We start from the raw sequence: 19,473 nt of genomic DNA, 5'->3' as shown, positions 1-19,473 counted from the left end.
TTACTTTATAAAAGGTTAGATAGCAATCTCTCTAGTCAATTTATTACCTGAGATAGTGATTGTCGCTTGGTCTGTCACTTTTTTGACAATGGCAAGGGCATGGCCGTTGAAGGTTTTGGTCTGGCTAGATTGGTAGTGATAGAGCGGCTTCGGATCGCCACTACCAAAGCCCAGAATTTCTGCGCCTTCAGCGGCAATGGTCAACTCCATATCCTCGTCGCCAATCGTTTGACCATTAGCATCTGTCAGAGTGACATCAATATAGCAAAGCTCTTCTCCTTGATATGACAATTCGGCATTTAAGAGCTTGGCACTCGTGTCAGCTGTTGTTAAAGTGGACTCTGACAGGATTTCGCCATCTTGATAAGCCACTGCTCTCAATTCTCCCGGCTGGTAGGTTGTCTCAAAGCGTACCATACAGCCCAGTTCTTCACCGACTACTTTGCGCTCAAGCAAAGCACTATCCAAGTAAAGCGCCACTTCATCGCCTGGCGCATAGACTTCAACCACAACTGGTTGACCTTCTAGGCCATCCCAAGTCCAAGAATGCGTCGCATCTGACAAGACCCAAGGCGTCTTAATCAAGGTTTTGCCATAGTGATGAGGATTTTGAACAGCGATATAAGGCTCCTTACGACGACCAAAGACAATTTCGCGGTAGTAAGATTGCGGACGACGGAAGCCTGTGATGTCAATATCTCCCGCATAGGCCAGTTGGCAAGGGAATTGCGCCCCAAAACCACCCTCACCAAAAGCATAGGCCGGCACACCGACACCTGCTTCTCCGATATAATCCCAACCTGTCCAAGTAAAGTCACCAATCACGCTCGGCAATTTCTCCACCAAAGACCAATTTCGGGCAATGGCAGGCGGATAGGTCTCACTTCCCACCATGACACGATTAGGATAAACTTTGGCATCACGCTCATAACGCGCTGTCATGTAGTTATAACCAGCAATATCAGTAGAGGCTGTCGCATATTCCAAGCGTTTACTGATGGCTGGATGAGCCACGATGTGATCCATATTGGCATCTAGCATGGTCATGAAATCATTGACATTCCCGTCAATTTCAATTCCTTCTGCTGCCTTTTGAGCCATGACATCTCCCATGATTTGCCCCATGCTATCGCCAGCAGCAAAAACACCGTTAATACCAGCTAAGGTTGGACGCGTGTTATCCAAGGCTTTGATGTGGTCGTTTATTTCCTTAGCCAGACGGCTTCCGTGCGCTGTACCGATTTCAGGGATTTCATTGCCAATCGAATAGAGAATCACACTTGGATGGTTAAAATCAGTCAAAACCATAGCAGTCACATCATCTCGCCACTGCTCTTCAAAAACCAAACTATAATCAAAATCACTCTTGAAGCGGGTCCACATGTCAAAGGTTTCGTCCATGACATAAAGCCCAAGCTCATCGCAGGCTTTAAGAAGAACTGGAGCTGCAGGGTGGTGGGACATACGAATGGCATTAAAACCAGCTTCTTTCAAGATAGCCACCTGACGACGATGAGCATCTAGATAGGTCGCTGCCCCCAGCAAGCCACTGTCATGGTGAATACAGGCTCCACGCAACTTCACAGTTTCCCCATTGATACGCAAGCCTCGTTTGCTATCAACAGTAAGGGTGCGAATGCCAAAGCGATTTTCTTCGCTATCAACACATTTTCCATCAATCCAGAGACGATTTTCAATCGTATAGAGGTAGGGCGTCTCGGCCGACCAAACTTTTACATCTGAGAGTACATAGCGTTGGGTAAAGTCTGCCCTATCACCTGTCTTGACAAAGTAAGGCCGGCGATCTTCGAGCACTATTTGACCATCTTCATCCTTAATCACTGTCTCAAGCGTCAGATGTTGCGCTTTAGCGGTTTCATTTTCCACAGGAACAGTGACTTCAATGTAAGCGTCCGATCCCGTCAACTCCACTGTTTTGATTTGACTGCCACGCTCAGCGATGTGTAAAAAATCGCCGCTCAAAAGGTAGACATCACGGTAGAGACCGCTGCCTGAGTACCAACGGCTGTTGCTCATAGCACCATTACGGATCTGCACACGGATTTCATTGTCCCCCTCGTGTAAGAAATCATTGAGATCCACTGTAAAGCCTGTATAGCCAAAATGGTGTTTGCCAGCTAACTGTTCATTGACATAGACAAAAGTGTTCATGTAGGAACCCTCAAACTTAAGCATGAGCCGCTGCTCTAACCCTTTTTGAGAAACGTACAACATCTTGCGATAAACATAGTTAGCCCCATCACGAAAACCTGTATTGCCACCATTGACACTGTCCGCATGTGGCTCAAGCGCAAGCATAGCGTCGTGCGGAAGAGTCACTTCCTGCGCGTGCTCTGGGACATCCCAAACAAGAGCGAAAGAATCACCGTCTTTCCAAAAAGACCAGTCCGCATTAAACAAAGTGTGTTTCATCGGTATTCTCCATTTCGTAAAAATATAGGATTGTAAACGGATGCGGCTTATCCGAAAAAGAAGACTCGGTAGACCAAAAGTTGAACCGAGTCGTTGCCGCTATATGCTGTTTTCATTGGTCAAGATCTATAGTCACTTTTCAAAAAATTGACTAGACTTCACCTGAAACAAGGACTACAGGTTCTTATTTCATTTCTAGTTTCATTATACGAAGTTTGACAGTCAGTGTCTATCGCTAAATGCCAGTTTCACTGTGTCCATTTCCCAGCTCTTATCATAGTAGGGGAAACAGCCAAGAACCTCTGTTGCATGATTCTAAAAGGTCAACTAGATAGACATTTCGTTTAAAAATCCTATGCCATGAACCAGCTTATAGTCATTGAGTCACCCGATTTAACCAGTTGATGTAGAGATCTAGCCACTGGGAAACCAAGGTACGATCATGATAAAACTGCGGCATCTGCTCACCTTGACACCCTCCAAAACCGTGTCCGCCTTCGGCAAAGACATGAACTTCTGTTGCTACCTCTTTTTCTTTAGCTATCTTAGCTAAGTCAAAAATATGTTGGGCAGGCACAACCTCGTCATCCAAAGCTGCACAGAGAAAGAGCGGCTGATCGCCTGATTGCAAATGGGTTCGCATATCGTATTGACGAGCAAAAGCACGCCCTTTTTCCTTATCATTATAGGTTTCTTCTCCTGCTAGAACCACCAAAATTTTATCGTCTTCCAGTGCAATGGCAGGGTAAATCAAGGCTAGTGCAGACAAATCCGCAGAAACCTGATCAATGGCATCTGCCTGATAATCTGGATAAGCAATCGCTTGGTTGCGCATTACAAAACCAGTCACCCCAGCTAGATTGCCTCCAGCTGAAAAACCAATCATGCTAATGTGATCAGGATTTATCCCATAGTCCTTAGCGTGAAAGCGCACAAAGCGTATCGCCCGCTGCGCATCCAAAAACATGATAGGAGCTTGATAAGGATAAGTCCGATACCAAAGAACAAAGGCTGAAATCCCTGCATCATTCAAATGCTCCGCAATGTGTTGCCCCTCTTCAATCATAGACTTGGTCAGGTAAGCACCGCCAGGACAGATGATGACCGCACGCTCTGCACCCTCTACCAGATAAGGCACAAGGAAAGGCTTGTCTTCATAGGTCATACCTGCTGGACCATGCTCGATTTCTTGTCGATAGACCATGGCCGCATTGCCAGACATGTCGCCAATCGTATCTGTTGACTTATCCCAGATACCTGGGTATTTTTCAAACATATCCTGAGCTGTGTATTCCTCATGAATGTCCATCCTATCGGTCTTACTACCACTGTGGTTTCCAGGGATTTGCTCACCCCAAATATAGAGTTTCTCTGTCATCTTCTAGCTTTCCTTTCCATATACCTTGTTGACTTCTTCGCGCATGAGAAAAATGCTGGCTTTCCCATGACGTATTCGGCAAAGTCCTTGCGCCCTTGGGTCCATCTCAATGTACTTGTGATTAAGCTTCTCATCAATGACAGCTGTTCCAGCAAAAATAGCATCCACCAAAAGAAGATAGTCGTCCAGATAAGACTTGGCGATTGGCGCGCCATTATGGTTTGGTAACAAATAATCATAATGCTCAGACAAGTCCTTGAGCAACTGGGTATTGGCCGCAAAATTTAAAAGACGTTCTCTCACATCGTAACGCTCAGCCATCTCAGGATTTCGCGAATTTTCATACAAGAGCACCTGAGCAGACTCCATCTCATCTCCACAAAAGAGCAGGCGATTTTTCCAATCGAGAAAGAAAAGACTGCTGTTGGAGTGAGCTGGTAGCGCATCAATGACCTCTACAGATCGTCCTCCAAGTTCAAGCACATCTCCACCCTTAATAAAAACTTTCTCATAATCTGGATAAGGAAGCTGAGAAATATCAAAGGGACCTGCACCCTCTCTCGTGACAGACAGCTCATCCAAGTGCCAATTAGGACTCAGCAAGACAGATGCCCATTCCCCATTGCCAGAAGCGTGGTCTGGGTGAAAATGCGTATTAGCTACAAGAATCGGCTTGTCGGTCAATCGCTCCACAAAAACGCGCAAGGTTCCCGTTCCATAGCCTGTATCCAGTAATAAAGCCTTCTCATTTCCCTCTAACAGGTAAATATTCTGCGAGCCACTCATAAACTGAATCACCCATGACTTAGGCGCAAATTCCCAAGCCACATAAGCACCAAAAACGTCAATAAGATTCATTTCCATAGCGTCCTCCATAGAAAAGGCAGACTATCGCAGTCCACCCTCTCCTTTATTCAAATTAGTTTGTATTATTTTCTTCCGAATGGTCACGAATCATTGATTTCATCAAAGCAATATCTTCATAATGTTTTTCAACAGGGTTGAAACGAAGACAGAAGAGCATGATAAGACCTGTCAAGATTGGGGCGCCAAAGCGCATGAAGTTTAAAACAAACATTGTCGCGTCATTTTGTTGACCTACAGCACCAGCCACATAGCCAACCAGACCGAGGACAAAAAGCGGAATTGAACTAGAACCCGTATTGCCAAGTTTTTGAGCAAAGCCCTTGATAGATGAAATGACACCATTAGCTGAGATACCTTCTGTGAACTGAATGTAGTCAATCGCATCATTAACCAAAACGTTCACCAAGGCATTTTGCATAGAAGCTAAAGCTGTTGCGATAAAAGTAAGCACACAGAGAAAAACAAAGTTACTACTACCGAAGAAAAAGAGAATGAGATAACAAATTGAAGATCCTACAACTGACGCTGTTAAGGCACGTTGACCTGTTTTAAAGACACGTAGGAAGATAGGCATAAGGACTGTCATTGACACTAAAGCTCCCATTGAAACGACAAGCATGTAAGTCTCAATCAAGTCAGGACGCGCCAAGTAATATAAAACATAATATACAGATGTCGCAAACATAAAACCGTAGCCAAGCGAAGCCATAGCCCAAATAATAATGAATGGCAAGAGTTCTTTGTGTTTGAGAATACGCTTCAAATCTTCAGTCAATGGACGATCTGGTAGTGGTTCAATATATTTTTCTTTAGCTGTAGCAAAGAGACCCCAGAAAGAAACACAGGCAAAAGCGCCCAAGATAAGCATGAGTGGTGTCCAGCCATTTTCAACACCAAAAAGATTGCCTAAGAAGTTCTTAATAGAGTTAGCATAAGATGAGCCAATCGTAAACATAATAGCTGTACTTCCTGCACCATACGTAATGATTTTATTACGAAGCGTATCATCTTTAACATGGGCTGGGAGAACTGACATTTGTGGCATCGTGTACATGGTCACCGTCATTTGGTATCCAATATAAACAAGTAGGAAGTACCACCAATTACCGTTACTACCAAAAGTCGGATGTTGCCATAAAAGAACTGCAAAAAGTGTCAATAAAATAGGTGCTGGAACGAAATAAGGACGATAACGACCCCAACGTGATTTGGTACGATCTGCAATAATTCCCATCATCGGATCATTGAACGCATCCCAAACAGTTGCAATCAGCATCAAGAGCGATACTGCTGTCGGTGCGATTCCCACTGTATCAGTCAAATGGACACTAATATAACTTGCAATAATAGCAGCAATCATCATAGCCGTACCATTAACTGATGTTGCATGGAAAAAGGCAAATTTCCAGTCCATCTTTTCTTGAGGTTGTTTATTTTCCATTGAATAAACTCCTTTGTGTTTTATTTACCTTCTTAGTTTATCCTAATGACAACGATTACACTATATCTAAATAAATTATCTTTTGTGGTCATTTCGTAGATTTCGGTTAAAAAAAGACAAATTACTAGATAGAAAGTGCCAGTATGAGAATTTATAACTCCAAATAATACTTGTTCGAACTCTGGCTAAGCAATCATAAGGTAATTTTATAGAGTAAAAACGAAGAGACCAGCTATAGCTCTCTTCGTTTCCTCAGTAATATCAATTGTTTACCAAAGTCCCTTTTCAGGCAAGGTCAATCGGAAGCGTTTCTCCAACCAAGTTTCTGCAAGGCCAAGCCACTCAGCAACATCTGGACGGATTTCAGTTTGATTACCAGACGAAACTTGTTTGGCGGTACTTAGACCATGCTGGCCCTCTTCAAAGATATGACTTTCAAATGGAACACCTGCATCTGCTAAAGCTGTGGTCATGCGTGTCGTGTGACCAACAGGGACTAATTTATCTGCTGCTGTTGCCCAGATAAAGACTGGCGGAACTTGATCGGTAACTAAACGCGCTGGACTCAGCTGTAATCGCTGATTATCCGTCGGATTTTGTGTTCCAAATAGCGCCAGATTCGACACATCAAATAGCTTCTTCTCCATTGGGCTATAAGTAGTATCCTTCATATACAAATAATCAGTAATTGGATAACCGGCAATCACTGCAGCAGGTCGTAATTGCTCAGGAGTGGCGCCAAGATAATCTGTCAAAACTGATTTATCATAATGCACCGCATATGTCAGGACATTGTTTCCACCCGCAGAAAATCCACAGAGGGCAATCCTGTCTACATCAACAAACCACTCCTTCGCATACTCACGAATATAGAGCATAGCAGCTCCAAGGTCACGAATCTGAGCAGGATAGAGACTATTCTCATTTTTTTCGAGCTCCGCCTTAGGATTCATCAATTGCTCAAAAGGCATATTAAAGACCGAATAACGTAGGACAAAAGCATGGTAGCCTTGGGCATTAAATTGTAAAGCGATCGGCTCTGCTTCTCTATCCGAGCATGTCAGATAGGCACCGCCTGGACAAATCAAAATAGCTGGTCGCTTTTGACCATTAAGCAGCTCAGGCGAATCGTCCAAGATATAGATCGTTAGAGTTACATCATCACGGTCAGGATATAACCTCACTTTATCAACTTTCATAAAGACATCTCCGTTCTGTTATTTTTCATTTACATTGTAAACCTTTTCAATAAAACAGCAAGTGTTAAATCACAGGTTCTAACTATCCAAATCACAGGTTCTGAAAAACCTCCCTACCTTAATATTGGTAGAGAGGGACACGCGTTTTAAAACAATTCCTTGTAAAAAGCAATGGTCTCATCAAGAGTTGGCATAAAGGGATTGCCTGGTGCACAAGCATCAATCAAGGCGTTCTGAGACAAGTATTCGAAGTCAAAGTCTTCTTCCTTGATATCTAGTTCTGTCAACTTCTTAGGAATCCCAACAGCCGCAGAGAGTTTTTCAATCTCAGCGATGGCATAGTCGGCACACGCTTCATCAGACTTACCGTCAGTGACAAGGCCTAGGGCTTTAGCGACATCGCGGAAAGCTGCTGGGACGCGCTTAGCATTTTCGCGCTCAATGATCGGCAAAAGCATGGCGCAGCAAACACCATGAGGGAGATGGTAGACCGCTCCTAGCTGATGAGCCATAGAGTGAACATAGCCGAGACCTGCATTGTTAAAGGCCATACCACCAAGGAAAATGGCATTGACCATAGCTTCACGAGCCTCAATGTCTTGGCCATTTGCTACCGCACGAGGCAAGAATTCCTTGATTAACTCAATGGCACCGATAGAGAGTTTCTTGGTCACACCATAAGCCCCAGGCGTAACCAGCGCTTCAATGGCGTGCGTCAAAGCATCCATACCCGTCGCAGCGGTCAAATCTGCTGGCTTAGAGAGCATGAGTTCGGGGTCGTTAACCGACATGATAGCCAAACTATTTTTATCCACCATGACCATCTTAACCTTGCGCTCTTCGTCCGTAATCACGTAGTTGATAGTGATTTCTGCTGAAGTACCAGCAGTTGTGTTAATCGCGACCACTGGTAGGCCCTTTTCCTTAGACTTATGCAGGCCTTCATAATCCTGCGGAGTGCCACCATTTGTTGCCATGATGGAAATACAGCTAGCCGCGTCCTGTGGTGAGCCTCCACCAACAGATAAGATAAAGTCACAGTTATTTTCCTTGAGGACAGCTAGGCCATCATAAACATTTTTACAAGATGGATTGGGATCCACATCTTCAAAGACCACATAGCTGATACCTGCGGCATCCAACGGTGCTGTTACTTTTGGCAAAATTCGCTCGAAGCGATGAAGTGATCTGTCACCAAGAGAGCCTTTTTAAAGCCCAATTCCTTGACGTGATCGCCAAATTCATTAATAACCCCTTTACCAATGAGGTTAACTGTCGGTACATAAAACACTGACATAATAGTTTTCTCCTTTATTAAAATATGAGACCGTGAAAAAGTGTAAAAAACTTTCAAATGTTACCTATCCTTTTAGAACGGTCTTTATGTAAACGTTTTTATAAAAATTTAAATCATTTTTCCTAAGCAATCAATTGATATGTTGATTTTTGTTATCTTTTTCACTTGAAATTCTATTTTTAAACTTGCGATAGTCGCAAGTTTAAACCTCCAAGAAACCCGGATGCGGTGTCACACCGAAAGCATCCGCTAATTCTTGTAACTGATGATCAGTAATGTCCTGCTTGATAACACCTCCTTGGGCGCTAACTTGTGAGAAAATCATGGCTGCTTTTTCAATAACTTCAACTAAACCATAAGTCTCATCCAGTGACACACCTGATGCAAATAGTCCATGGTGTGGCCAAATCACAGCTTGATATTCACCCATTTTTGCTGCGGTTGCCGCCCCAATTTCAGTCGTTCCTGGTGTCATGTAAGGAATCACACCGACACCTTCTGGGAAAACAACGAGAGACTCGGCCTGCATTTTCCAAAGCAAACGAGATAAATGGCGCTCATCTAACTCCTGCGTGAAAGTCAGAGCGATCACATTTGTCGGGTGACAATGAAAAACCACGCGCTGGTCAGGATTGACCTTGAGACGCTCGATATGGCTCATGAGATGACTCGGAAATTCAGAAGTTGGTTTGCCACCATCTTCAAAGCCCCAAAGCAAGTCCGCAGACCGACCATCCTCAGAGATACGCACCAAGCCAAGGTCAAGAGTCGGCTGGTTGAACACATTACGAAAGTAACGCCCTGTTCCTGTGGTCAAATAGTAATAACCCGCGATAGCACTGGCATCAAAGCCCAGCTCAAAACTACGAATAACTGCTGTATTGTCCTCGTAGCCTGCAACCTCTTCGTCCAGCACACGGACAGAGACATTGCCACCATTACGCTCATCCCAGTAGCGCTCATATGACTGACGGGTCACTTCACACATCTTTTGCACAATGGCTGAATCAACAAATTTTGTCATCATTTTTTCCTTTATTCTTTGTAAAACCTTGCTTGCTATACTTTTTTGTGAATAATCGTTTGTGAAAAGTATTAACGCTCAGTCAATACGTTTTCTTCATAAGCACGAACTTCTTTGAGCCAGTCTAAACCGACAGGAACACCGTTTTGCTCACAGAAATAGTTCCACACGTCACCATATGGGAAGTCTTTAAGCTCTTCCGTGTAGGCCAAACGGCTGGTGAAATCAAAGCTGTTTTCCATTTCTTTGAGCTGATCAGTTGGCTCGAGCATGGCTTTAAGTAGAGCCTTTTGCGTATTGCGCGTACCGATGACCCAAGCTGCTACACGATTGATGGTCGCATCAAAGAAATCCAAACCAATCGCTGTCTTCTCAAGAAGGTCGTTGCGAACAAGCTCCTTGGCAATGTCTTGCAACTCGTCATCCATAATCACGACATGATCAGAATCCCAGCGAACGGGACGAGAGACATGGAGCATGAGATTTTTCTTACTAAAGAGTGCGAGGGAGGACAGTTTATTCGAAATCACTTCTGTCGGATGGAAATGCCCTGCATCTAACAAAATCGCCTTATTGCGCGTCAATCCGTAGCCCATGTAAAACTCATGCGAACCAACCGTATAAGCTTCTGCACCAAGGCCAAAAAGTTTACTTTCCACTGTATCCACATTGTACTGTTCGTCAATTTCCTCTGCAAAAATCTCATCTAGGGATTCCATCAAGCGTTTACGAGGTGACAGACGGTCAATTGGATTATCCTTGAAGCCATCTGGCACCCAAAAATTAGTATAGCAAGTCTCGCCAAGTTCCTTACCGAAGTACTCCGCAATCTTACGGCTACGTTTTCCGTGCTCAATCCAATAATCACGAACAGCCTTATCAGGGTGAGAAAGTGTGAAGCCATCTTTCATCATCGGATGCGAAAAGAAAGTTGGATTAAAGTCCAAACCGAGCCCTTGTTCCTTAGCCCAAGTCACCCATTTTTCAAAGTGTTTCGGCTCAATCTGGTCAAGGTCAACAGCCTCATCCGTGTCCAGATAAATAGCATGAAGATTGAGCTTGTGCTTACCAGGAATCAGCGAGTAAGCTTTCTCCAAGTCTGCCCGCAGTTGGGCAGGTGTATGAGCCGCACCAGGGTAATTTCCAGTTGACATGATTCCACCAGTCAATTCGCCGTCCGGTGTCAAGAAGCCTTTCACATCGTCCCCTTGCCAGCAGTGCATGGAAATCTTCACCTGCTGCAGTTTTTGCAAGGCAGCCTCAGTATCGACACCGATTTCTGCATATTTTGCTTTGGCTAATTCGTAGCGCTCTGTGATAGTTGTCATAAATAGAATCCTTTCCTTTCATTAAACTGTTTTTTCCTGAAATGCAGCTAGATGCTCACGCGCAGCTATATCTTGAGGTTCATAACGGTCATAATCGAACTGTTTTTGCAACCAAGCTCGCGCTGCTTTTAAATCCTCAAACACTCCTTTAGCAATGAGCTGTACCATCAGATTTCCGATAGCCGTAGCTTCGCCAGGACCTGCGATGACTGGCTTTCCGATCACATCTGCTGTCAACTGGTTGAGCAATTTGACATTGGAGCCGCCGCCCACGATATGAAGAGCTTCAAGTGTTTTTCCAGTTAATTCCTGCATAACCTTACACTCATGAGCGTAGAGCAACGCTAGATTGGAATAGACACACATGGTCAACTCGCCGACCGTCTTGGGCACGATTTGCCCCATCTCACGACAGACTGACTGGATCTCAGCAATCATATCATCAGGCTTTGTAAAACGGTCATCGTTGAGATTGACATACTGAAGATACGGCTCGACCTTGTAGGCTTCTTGAGCCATTTCAGCATAGCTATATTTGTAATCCAGCATCCGCGCAATTTCCTGTACTGCCCACATACCCGTGATGTTTTTTAAGAATCGATAAGTCCCATAAGCCCCGCGTTCATTGGTGTAATTTTCCTCAAAAGCACTTGATGTTGCAATAGGAAGACGATTTTCCACGCCAATGAGCGACCAGGTACCGCTTGAGATATAGGCAGGCTGCTCTGCTGTTGACGGTACTCCTACAACCGCTGAAGCGGTATCGTGGGTTGCCACCGCAATGACCTGACACTCTGGCAAATCATAGGACGTTTGAAGTTCGTCTAGCAAGTCACCAATGACCTGCCCCGCTTGAATCACTGCTGGGAACTTCTCACGAGAAATGCCAATTGCCGCAAGCAAGTCTTCATCCAAATCAGCTGAGTTAACCTCCAAAAACTGGGTTGTTGACGCATTAGTTACTTCAAGTGTTTTCACACCAGTCAAACGGTAAGCTAGATAATCTGGCACCATCAAAATCTGGTCTGTTCTCTCTAGCAACTCACGATTCTCACGAAAGAGCTGATAAAGAGTGTTAAACTTGAGAAACTGAATCCCCGTCTTGGCATAGACGGTTTCGGCTGGAACTGCCTCAAAGAACTCTTCCATGACACCGTCTGTTCGCGCGTCTCGGTAAGCAACCGGCTGGGCTAAGAGGTTCCCCGACTTATCTAGCAAACAGTAATCCACCGCCCAAGTATCAATCCCTAACGTGCAATTGTCAACGCCAGCTGCCTTGACCTTGACAAGGCCTAGCAAAATTTCCTCAAAGAGGTAGTCAATATCCCAGCGGTAATGCCCATCAACAAAGGTCATTTCATTTTTGAAGCGGTGCACTTCCTGTAAATCTAGTTTTTTGGCATCATCTAGCCGAGCTAAAATCACGCGTCCGCTTGATGCGCCAATATCCACTGCCACATGATAGGTCATCTGCCACCTCCCCTATTTTTTTGTAATCGTTTTTACACTTCTATTTAACTACTTTTAATATTATGGTACAATGTCTAATATACGTTAAGATTGTATCAAATTTACAGGTGTTAAAAATAAAGCTGTCCCACAAAGGATTCTAGACTCAGTTGCACCCAAATAGCACATTTTTGTTTCAACAAAGACTGCCAGATAATTAGTCAAAAGCGGCCTAATTGTCATTCATTGACCCATAGGAGATTTCATGAACAACCTCGACCAACTTCTCTTTGCCCATACCGAACACGAGCGCGCCCAGCTTCAAAAGCACGACTTCATCGCTGATTTTCCAGAGCTCAAAACCTACTCAGGAAGCCAGATTCCTGTGATCAGCCAGCAAATCTTTGGCAATAATAAGGACGTCTACATTAGCAAGCACAGCCGTTTTGCTGCTTACCCGACCCACTCTCACCAATTTTTAGAGATCAATTACGTCTATCATGGAGAATGTCGGCAGACTATCAATGGCCACGACTATCATTTTCAAGCAGGAGATATTATTCTCATGGATAGTGAGAGTACCCAGTCGATTCAGGCTTTGGGCGAAGAAGATATCCTCATCAATATTCTCTTTCGCAATAAAGACATCTCGCTTGACTGGCTCAATCAACTCCAAAGCCACAACAGCGTGATCTACAACCTGCTTCTAAACGCGACCTTAGACCACAGGCAACAGGCTAATTTCGCTATTTTTCCCAAAGAAAAGACAGGTGCTGTCCTGCCTGTCCTTCATCAGCTCTTGACTGAATACTTTTTTCCAAATGACTTTTCTGATAAGATGATTGAACACTACCTCTCCATCCTCATGTATCATTTGGCACGCACACTCTCCCAAGTCAACCAAGAAGCCATCCTCGCCAAGTCAAACGATCCTTACGCTAAACTGTTAGACTTGATTGAACAAGAATTTGCAACCCTGACCCTCGCTCAGGCTGCTGACAAACTGAATTTTAACAAAAACTATCTCAGCAATCTCGTCAAAACACGCAGTGGCCAGACTTTCACCCAACTGCTTCACCAAAAACGCCTCTCCCATGCTAAGCTCCTCATCACTTCAACAGAGCTTCCGATTCAAGAAATCGCTCAGATGACAGGTTTTTCCAACCGTACTTTCTTCTACCAAAAATATCAAGAAACTTACGGTTGCAAACCTGCTGATAGCCGCAAAAAAACGCAATCAAAATAAACCAGCAAACAAAAAAACGAATGATAGGTAACCTTTGTATTACAAAGAATTGTGATCATTCGTTTTTGGTTTATTAGATTTTGACGAGGCTGGGACAAAAGTAGCTCCAACCTCCTGTATTTTTAGATTTACTAACAAGACGCAGTGGTTGGGAGTAAGACTTGTTGGCTATGCCAACTTAGTCTTACCCCTGCACAGGTCATTAGGCGCTTTAGCGCCAATGAGCCACTGCTGAGTGGGCTCTAATACGTTGATAAATCAACTTTTAGAACCCTACTCAACTGTGCGGAGGTGGGACGACAAAATCGAATTTCTGAGAAATTACCGATTTTTGTCCCACTCTCCCATCTTATCAGCGCTTTAAAGGCGCTAATTTCTTAGATAGTTTTCTTTTAAGCAGGCCTTGGTTGAAGAAGCGCACGCTTGACTGGCCTTGCAGCATTTCTGCATGACTGTCTAAACAAATCTGGCTTCCACTCGATAAATCGGTTGTCCTTTTTGGGAAAATTTTTCCTCATACTCAGTCATGACATTGCCTTCATAATCAGAATCATGCAGGTCTAGCCAGACCTGCTCTAAAATCATGCCATACTGCGAAAAGCTTGCTAGACTGTATTCAAAAAGGCCACGGTTGTCGGTCTTGAAATGTAGCTCTCCTTTTTCGGGCAGGATTTGCTGATAGGTTTCAAGGAAGGTCTTGTAAGTCAAGCGACGCTTAGCATGTTTTTTCTTGGGCCATGGATCTGAGAAATTAAGGTAAAGACGGTCAATCTCTGCCTCTGCAAAGTAGTTCGTCAGGCTTGATCCGTCCACGCGCAGCAATTTAACATTAGGCAGTCTTTGCGCTAGCACGCGATCCAAGGCGTAGCTCAAAACAGAAAGTTGAATATCAATGCCAATATAATTGATGTCTGGATTAGCTGCTGCCATGCCTGTCACAAAACGCCCTTTACCAGAGCCGACCTCAATGTGGATGGGCTTGTCGTTGCCAAAAACCTCATGCCACTTGCCCTTATAGTTTTCTGGGTCTAAAATCACATACTGAGGATTATTCTCCAGCATGCTTTCTGCGCCCTTGCGTTTTCTAACTCTCATACTTTCCTCTCAACTCACGGAAATGGCGCAGGGCATAAACTTCCTTATTGACATTTTCGATATTGTGGGTTTCAAAGCACTTATTGATCTGGTAGAGGTAGGACAGCTGTCCATACCACTCGACCTTGCTCAGCACTAAAGAATTATACTTATAACCATAGAAGGTCAACCACTCCTTCCAGTGGTGACGTGGAATATAATGACTAAGCATATGAGCCACATCAAACATACGATCCGTCAAATGCACCGTATCCCAGTCAGTCAGGTAAATCATACCAGATGACGTTGCCAACCAATTGGTATGGTGAATGTCTCCATGGACAATAGTAGCATGATCCTCATTGAACTTCGGTTGATTCTGCAACAGCTCCTGAGCAATAGATTGCAGGTAGGTATTCTCACGCACTTGATTGACCGAGTCAGACTGCCATCTGCGAACCAAATCTGCTGGACGCTCAATAGTGTAACCAAGCTGCAAGAGTTGATTCACCAAAAGTTTTGAGCGATGCAGACGGGTCAATATCCCAATAATCTGCTTGCTCTCCATCTCTTCTTTTTCAAGCACCTTGCCATTCAGCCATTCCTGGGCACTCATCATTGATCCTGTCTGAGTGCGCTTAGACCAGAGCAACTTCGGTGCAATTTGTTCCTTGGCCAATGATGCCAAAAGCGGTGTCGTATTCATCTTAATGAAGACTTCTGTCCCGTCAGGATAAGTCCCCTTGTAAGCTTGTCCACTGAAGCCTGGAATCGGCGACAGCATCAAGCCATCATCTGTATTTTGCATCTCTTTCTCCTTAGACATTCTTTACCATTTTACTTGTTTTGACCAGCTTAGTCAATCAATTTCTCTATTTTATAAGGCAAATAAATCAAGTTAAAGACCAATTGAACACCAACCAAGCCCAGCAAATAAACCTTATCTTGGAAAAAAATAGTCGCTAAAACCACTTGAAGGACCAGCAAAAACAGGAAAAATCTGTTCAAAAAGACTTTTAGGCTCTTCTTTTTCTCGACTAATGGCAATGGAAATAGACGGGTCAGGTACTGATAATCGTAGTGACCATAAAGCGCCAACAACTGAAAGAGCAAAAGATAATTGAACAGTAAAACCAAAACCGTTGCCACCAAGTCCTGATTGACAAAAACCACAGACAAGATACTCAGAATCACTAAACGCAAACTGAGGGTCAGATAATCCCCTGAGCGCAAGAAGGCACGAGCAAAAAGATGCTGCCAAGTCCCCTGTGGAAACAAGGTCAAAAAACGATCCAGATAAGCCCGCCGCTTGACACCCTGAGAAATCCCCTTGACTTGGGTAAAGAGAGAGAAAAATTTGAGGACAGACTGCCTTTGATGACGGTCATGGTCAATTACAGAGCGCCAATCAAGTCCTGATGTCTTCAAGAGACGATTGACTTGCCACTCAAACATGCCCCACTTTAGCCCTAAAGAAACAAGGCCTAAACCAAGATAAATCATCAGAGGCCACCCCAAAACCCTAGCTAAAGGATAAAAAAACGCTAAAAGGAAGAGCTGAAGCACACTCCAGGTGAGCAAAGCGCGATTCTTAGCCTCTTGGACCTCCTTGATGACATCTTTTTCCTTAGTCAGCAAGAAATGTTGATCTGCCTCCTCCAGGTAAGCATTAAAATTCCCCATAAAGCTAACAGCTAGAAGAACTCCGACCAGAACCATCTGTAAGAGAGTCCTTTGCACCGGTGGATTCTGGATGAGCTGGCTATATTGAACCATGAGAAAGCCTACGCCTAGCATCAAAAAGAGAACAAAGTGATCGTTAAAGACATATTTGAGGTACTTGGCGCACTGGCTTTTGAAAAGCTGGCGCCGTTTCGCAAATAAGGCGTTCATTAGGCCTCCTCCGTCAAACGCAGATAGATGGCATTGAGACTAGCTTCTGGCATAGCAAAAGCCTGACGCAGCTCTTCCAGATTTCCCTCCGCCTTAATCTCACCATGATGTAAAATCACAAAGCGGTCACACATCTTCTCAGCCGAGTCCAACACGTGAGTAGACATCAGTATTGAAGTCCCTTTGGTTTTTTCCTCAGCTAAGAGATCCGTCAAATCCTGAATAGCCACAGGGTCAAGTCCCAAAAATGGTTCATCGACAATCAGAAGACTTGGAGTGACGATAAAGGCACAGATAATCATGACCTTCTGCTTCATCCCTTTTGAAAAATTCACCGGAAACCAATCCAAACGGTCCTGCAATCGAAAAATCTGTAGCAAACGCTGAGCCCTCTCCATAACCACTTCCGTTGATATACCGTAAGCCAATGCCATCAGCTCAATATGCTCACGAAGCGTCAACTCCTCATAGAGACTCGGTGTTTCTGGAATAAAGCCAATTTTTTTACGATAATCTTCAGGATTTTGGGCAAGGCTTAGCCCATCAATCGTGATTTGACCTTGATAGGGAGTCAAGAGTCCGATGATTTCGTTGATGGTAGTAGATTTACCTGCACCATTAAGACCGATTAAGCCGACTAATTCGCCGTCATTAATGGTAAAGGAAATGTTTTTGAGGACAGGGATATTGGCATAGCCACCTGTCACCTTTTCAAGTTTTAGCATCTATTTCTCCGAAATTTTTGATATAATTTATTATAACAGAAAGCCAAAGAGAGGTAAAACCATGACTGACTGTATCTTTTGTAAAATTGTTGCGGGCGAGATTCCATCTTCCAAGATTTACGAAGATGATCAAGTCCTAGCTTTCCTAGACATTACCCAGGTCACTCCTGGCCATACCCTCGTCATTCCAAAAAGCCATGTCGCAGATATCTTTGATATGGACAGTGAAGTGGCCAGTTCAGTTTTTGCTCGCGTGCCTAAGATTGCTCGTCAACTCAAAGAAAAACTAGGGGCTAAGGGGCTCAATATTGTCAACAATAATGGCGAAATAGCCGGACAGACTGTCTTTCATAGCCACATCCATCTCCTGCCTCGACTAGAAGAGACAGATGGATTAGACATTCGCTTTGATACCCACGAGCCAGATTTTGAAAAACTCGGAAAACTGGCTCAAGAACTTTACTTGGAGGCTTAATCATGAGTTTAAGACGACTTCTTTGGGCAGGAACAGCTGCCTATATTTCCTATAACTTAGTTAAAAACCGTAAAGTCATCCAACAAGAAGCGGTGGAAACCAAAGAATTGACAGATGAAGCCACCGCTCAAGTCAAGGATATTCTCAAACAGATGACCATTATCCAAAATCAACTTCCTGTTGTTACAGGAATCGTACAGGATTTGAATAAAAAGGCCGAAACCTTCAAACATGAAGTTGACATTCGAACCAAACAGATGCCACTTCTCCATAAAGAAGACACCTCCACCAAATAAAGTCACTGAAAATGTGATACTCGCGACACTCCACTAGATCAAACAAGGCATCCCTTCATCAAATCTATTACCTTAGATTTGGTAGGGATGCCTTTTTTCAGAGTTTCAGAGAATGAGAAAAATCAGTCAATCATGGATAGATATTTGCTCTTGTCTGACTCTCCCTCCTAATCATCACCTACTCTGCTCCCACATTCCCAGCCTGTTCAGGACTTTCTACTGCTGTATGAGACTGATCATAAGCAGGTGCTTGATTCGTTGCGACCGCAGGTGTCTCTGCACTCCCTTGCGTACCATTGTAATAGGATGAAGTCCCCTCATTTCCAGTATAGTCTGGTGTCTCTGCACCAGCGCCGTAGAGGGTTTCGTAAAGAACAGCCGTTGTCACAACATTTGTATAAGCTTGTCTCCCTAGAGACGTTTGCAAAATATTTTGCATCTCAAGCATGTGATCCGTCGCGACAATCTGATAACTCACGCCATCAATCGTCGCGTCCAAACCGGCTAACTGATAGGTTTTAATATTTTTCAGAGCATCACGGTAACCAAGCAATTGTGGAATGGTCTCTGTGGTAATTTCAACGTCTGTCTGCACATTTCCAGAGACCGCTTTGAGGATTCGATTGTACGAACTCACACTGTTCATGCTGAGCAGCTTCGCTACAATCAGCTGAATCACCTCACGCTGACGCTTTTGGCGACCATAGTCACCCTCAGGATCTTGATAGCGCATGCGAGCGTAAACCAAGGCCTGTTCCCCATTGACTTTTTGAACACCCGGTGGGATAGTAGCCGTGTACTCAGGCTCTTGTTCCTCAATCGAAATATCAAAATCAAAGGTGTTATTGACCGTAATGCCACCAACAGCATCAACCAGATCAATCAAGCCCTGCATGTTAATCATGGCATAGCGGTCAATCTGGATATTCATCATATCTTCAATCGTCGCAATGGCAGACTGGGCGCCACCCTCTGCATAGGCCGCATTAAGCTTAGCTTGAGTGCCTGAAGGTGCACCATTTTTCTTCGAGATATCAACCAGAATATCCCGCTCCAAACTCATCATGGTCGTGGTTTTGGTATCGGGATTGACCGTGACTAAAATCATGGAATCACTATTTCCAGCCCAATCGTCTTCACGAGAGCCTGTCCCCGTATCCACCCCCATAAACAAGATGGTTAAAGGCTCCGTTGCCTCGATCACCTCATTCGATTTTTTGGAAAAAGGGGTGTAGGTTTTAGACAACTCGCTAGCTGTTGCGTTGTAGATCGTGAAAAAGTACAGGGTGAAAGCACCGAGAGTTGTTAATATAATCGCAGTCAACATAGCTGCTATTTTTTTACCAAT

16 protein-coding genes and 1 pseudogene are annotated in these 19,473 nt (G+C 44.1%); 3 read left to right on the top strand and 14 right to left on the bottom strand.

Features of this window, described 5'->3' with window-relative positions; translation table 11 throughout:
• Positions 1 to 15: 15 nt before the first annotated feature.
• The 9 genes and pseudogenes from A3I5_RS0108240 to rhaB all read right to left on the bottom strand — a co-directional run bounded on the left by A3I5_RS0108240 (position 16) and on the right by rhaB (position 12,437).
• Entirely contained in the window at positions 16 to 2,433 is a 2,418-nt protein-coding gene (locus A3I5_RS0108240) for a glycoside hydrolase family 2 TIM barrel-domain containing protein (protein ID WP_018374120.1), read from the bottom strand.
• 376 nt (positions 2,434 to 2,809) lie between these two features.
• Positions 2,810 to 3,811 (bottom strand): alpha/beta hydrolase, encoded by a 1,002-nt coding sequence (locus A3I5_RS0108235; RefSeq protein ID WP_018374119.1) that lies wholly within the window; start codon positions 3,809 to 3,811, stop codon positions 2,810 to 2,812.
• 3 nt (positions 3,812 to 3,814) lie between these two features.
• Positions 3,815 to 4,675 carry an MBL fold metallo-hydrolase gene (locus tag A3I5_RS0108230; protein ID WP_145955206.1) on the bottom strand — a complete coding sequence of 287 codons (861 nt, stop codon included), beginning with the start codon at positions 4,673 to 4,675 and terminating at the stop codon, positions 3,815 to 3,817.
• A 55-nt stretch (positions 4,676 to 4,730) separates the two neighbouring features.
• Positions 4,731 to 6,119 (bottom strand): MFS transporter, encoded by a 1,389-nt coding sequence (locus A3I5_RS0108225; protein ID WP_018374117.1) that lies wholly within the window; start codon positions 6,117 to 6,119, stop codon positions 4,731 to 4,733.
• A 269-nt stretch (positions 6,120 to 6,388) separates the two neighbouring features.
• On the bottom strand, positions 6,389 to 7,318 hold the full coding sequence (locus A3I5_RS0108220; RefSeq protein WP_018374116.1) for an alpha/beta hydrolase: 930 nt from the start codon (positions 7,316 to 7,318) through the stop codon (positions 6,389 to 6,391).
• Between the two features lie 146 nt (positions 7,319 to 7,464).
• Positions 7,465 to 8,615, bottom strand: a pseudogene (locus tag A3I5_RS11875) (iron-containing alcohol dehydrogenase).
• 202 nt (positions 8,616 to 8,817) lie between these two features.
• Positions 8,818 to 9,639, bottom strand: coding sequence for a rhamnulose-1-phosphate aldolase (gene rhaD / locus A3I5_RS0108210; RefSeq protein ID WP_018374115.1), 822 nt, complete (start codon positions 9,637 to 9,639; stop codon positions 8,818 to 8,820).
• Between the two features lie 71 nt (positions 9,640 to 9,710).
• The gene (gene rhaA, locus A3I5_RS0108205) at positions 9,711 to 10,967 is read right to left on the bottom strand and encodes an L-rhamnose isomerase (protein ID WP_018374114.1); all 1,257 of its coding nucleotides are present in this window, start codon (positions 10,965 to 10,967) and stop codon (positions 9,711 to 9,713) included.
• Between the two features lie 21 nt (positions 10,968 to 10,988).
• On the bottom strand, positions 10,989 to 12,437 hold the full coding sequence (gene rhaB, locus A3I5_RS0108200; RefSeq protein WP_018374113.1) for a rhamnulokinase: 1,449 nt from the start codon (positions 12,435 to 12,437) through the stop codon (positions 10,989 to 10,991).
• Positions 12,438 to 12,681: 244 nt separating this feature from the next.
• Between rhaB and A3I5_RS0108195 the strand changes: the two genes are divergently transcribed.
• Positions 12,682 to 13,662 (top strand): AraC family transcriptional regulator, encoded by a 981-nt coding sequence (locus A3I5_RS0108195; protein WP_018374112.1) that lies wholly within the window; start codon positions 12,682 to 12,684, stop codon positions 13,660 to 13,662.
• 456 nt (positions 13,663 to 14,118) lie between these two features.
• Here A3I5_RS0108195 and trmB read toward each other — a convergent pair whose 3' ends face one another.
• The 4 genes from trmB to A3I5_RS0108175 are packed head-to-tail and all read right to left on the bottom strand — an operon-like array spanning position 14,119 to position 17,354.
• Complete coding sequence (trmB, locus tag A3I5_RS0108190; RefSeq protein WP_018374111.1) at positions 14,119 to 14,757, bottom strand: tRNA (guanosine(46)-N7)-methyltransferase TrmB; 639 nt, start codon at positions 14,755 to 14,757, stop codon at positions 14,119 to 14,121.
• Positions 14,747 to 15,544, bottom strand: coding sequence for a cell cycle regulator CcrZ (gene ccrZ, locus A3I5_RS0108185; protein ID WP_018374110.1), 798 nt, complete (start codon positions 15,542 to 15,544; stop codon positions 14,747 to 14,749). The genes trmB and ccrZ overlap by 11 nt, the downstream gene beginning before the upstream one ends.
• Before the next feature lie 47 nt (positions 15,545 to 15,591).
• Entirely contained in the window at positions 15,592 to 16,629 is a 1,038-nt protein-coding gene (locus tag A3I5_RS0108180) for an ABC transporter permease (protein ID WP_018374109.1), read from the bottom strand.
• On the bottom strand, positions 16,629 to 17,354 hold the full coding sequence (locus A3I5_RS0108175; RefSeq protein WP_018374108.1) for an ABC transporter ATP-binding protein: 726 nt from the start codon (positions 17,352 to 17,354) through the stop codon (positions 16,629 to 16,631). Before A3I5_RS0108175 ends, A3I5_RS0108180 begins: the two co-directional genes overlap by 1 nt.
• 61 nt (positions 17,355 to 17,415) lie before the next feature.
• On the opposite strand from A3I5_RS0108175, the gene A3I5_RS0108170 reads away from it, so the two are divergent.
• Positions 17,416 to 17,829, top strand: coding sequence for an HIT family protein (locus A3I5_RS0108170; protein WP_018374107.1), 414 nt, complete (start codon positions 17,416 to 17,418; stop codon positions 17,827 to 17,829).
• 2 nt (positions 17,830 to 17,831) lie between these two features.
• On the top strand, positions 17,832 to 18,125 hold the full coding sequence (locus tag A3I5_RS0108165; RefSeq protein WP_018374106.1) for a hypothetical protein: 294 nt from the start codon (positions 17,832 to 17,834) through the stop codon (positions 18,123 to 18,125).
• Positions 18,126 to 18,303: 178 nt separating this feature from the next.
• On the opposite strand, the gene lytR is transcribed toward A3I5_RS0108165, so the two are convergent.
• Positions 18,304 to 19,473, bottom strand: a complete 1,170-nt coding sequence (gene lytR / locus A3I5_RS11870) for a glycopolymer--peptidoglycan transferase LytR (protein ID WP_408640781.1) — start codon at positions 19,471 to 19,473, stop codon at positions 18,304 to 18,306.

This window comes from Streptococcus merionis DSM 19192, assembly GCF_000380085.1.
GTDB classification, from domain to species: domain Bacteria; phylum Bacillota; class Bacilli; order Lactobacillales; family Streptococcaceae; genus Streptococcus; species Streptococcus merionis.
Note: the sequence above shows the minus strand (reverse complement) of the source record. Positions and strands in the feature narration are given on the sequence as shown.

Bases quoted from the DNA above. Each gene is read 5' to 3' on its own strand.
- A3I5_RS0108240 (WP_018374120.1), bottom strand. From the start codon at position 2,433: ATGAAACACACTTTGTTTAATGCGGACTGGTCTTTTTGGAAAGACGGT.
- A3I5_RS0108235 (WP_018374119.1), bottom strand. From the start codon at position 3,811: ATGACAGAGAAACTCTATATTTGGGGTGAGCAAATCCCTGGAAACCAC.
- A3I5_RS0108230 (WP_145955206.1), bottom strand. From the start codon at position 4,675: ATGGAAATGAATCTTATTGACGTTTTTGGTGCTTATGTGGCTTGGGAA.
- A3I5_RS0108225 (WP_018374117.1), bottom strand. From the start codon at position 6,119: ATGGAAAATAAACAACCTCAAGAAAAGATGGACTGGAAATTTGCCTTT.
- A3I5_RS0108220 (WP_018374116.1), bottom strand. From the start codon at position 7,318: ATGAAAGTTGATAAAGTGAGGTTATATCCTGACCGTGATGATGTAACT.
- rhaD (WP_018374115.1), bottom strand. From the start codon at position 9,639: ATGACAAAATTTGTTGATTCAGCCATTGTGCAAAAGATGTGTGAAGTG.
- rhaA (WP_018374114.1), bottom strand. From the start codon at position 10,967: ATGACAACTATCACAGAGCGCTACGAATTAGCCAAAGCAAAATATGCA.
- rhaB (WP_018374113.1), bottom strand. From the start codon at position 12,437: ATGACCTATCATGTGGCAGTGGATATTGGCGCATCAAGCGGACGCGTG.
- A3I5_RS0108195 (WP_018374112.1), top strand. From the start codon at position 12,682: ATGAACAACCTCGACCAACTTCTCTTTGCCCATACCGAACACGAGCGC.
- trmB (WP_018374111.1), bottom strand. From the start codon at position 14,757: ATGAGAGTTAGAAAACGCAAGGGCGCAGAAAGCATGCTGGAGAATAAT.
- ccrZ (WP_018374110.1), bottom strand. From the start codon at position 15,544: ATGCAAAATACAGATGATGGCTTGATGCTGTCGCCGATTCCAGGCTTC.
- A3I5_RS0108180 (WP_018374109.1), bottom strand. From the start codon at position 16,629: ATGAACGCCTTATTTGCGAAACGGCGCCAGCTTTTCAAAAGCCAGTGC.
- A3I5_RS0108175 (WP_018374108.1), bottom strand. From the start codon at position 17,354: ATGCTAAAACTTGAAAAGGTGACAGGTGGCTATGCCAATATCCCTGTC.
- A3I5_RS0108170 (WP_018374107.1), top strand. From the start codon at position 17,416: ATGACTGACTGTATCTTTTGTAAAATTGTTGCGGGCGAGATTCCATCT.
- A3I5_RS0108165 (WP_018374106.1), top strand. From the start codon at position 17,832: ATGAGTTTAAGACGACTTCTTTGGGCAGGAACAGCTGCCTATATTTCC.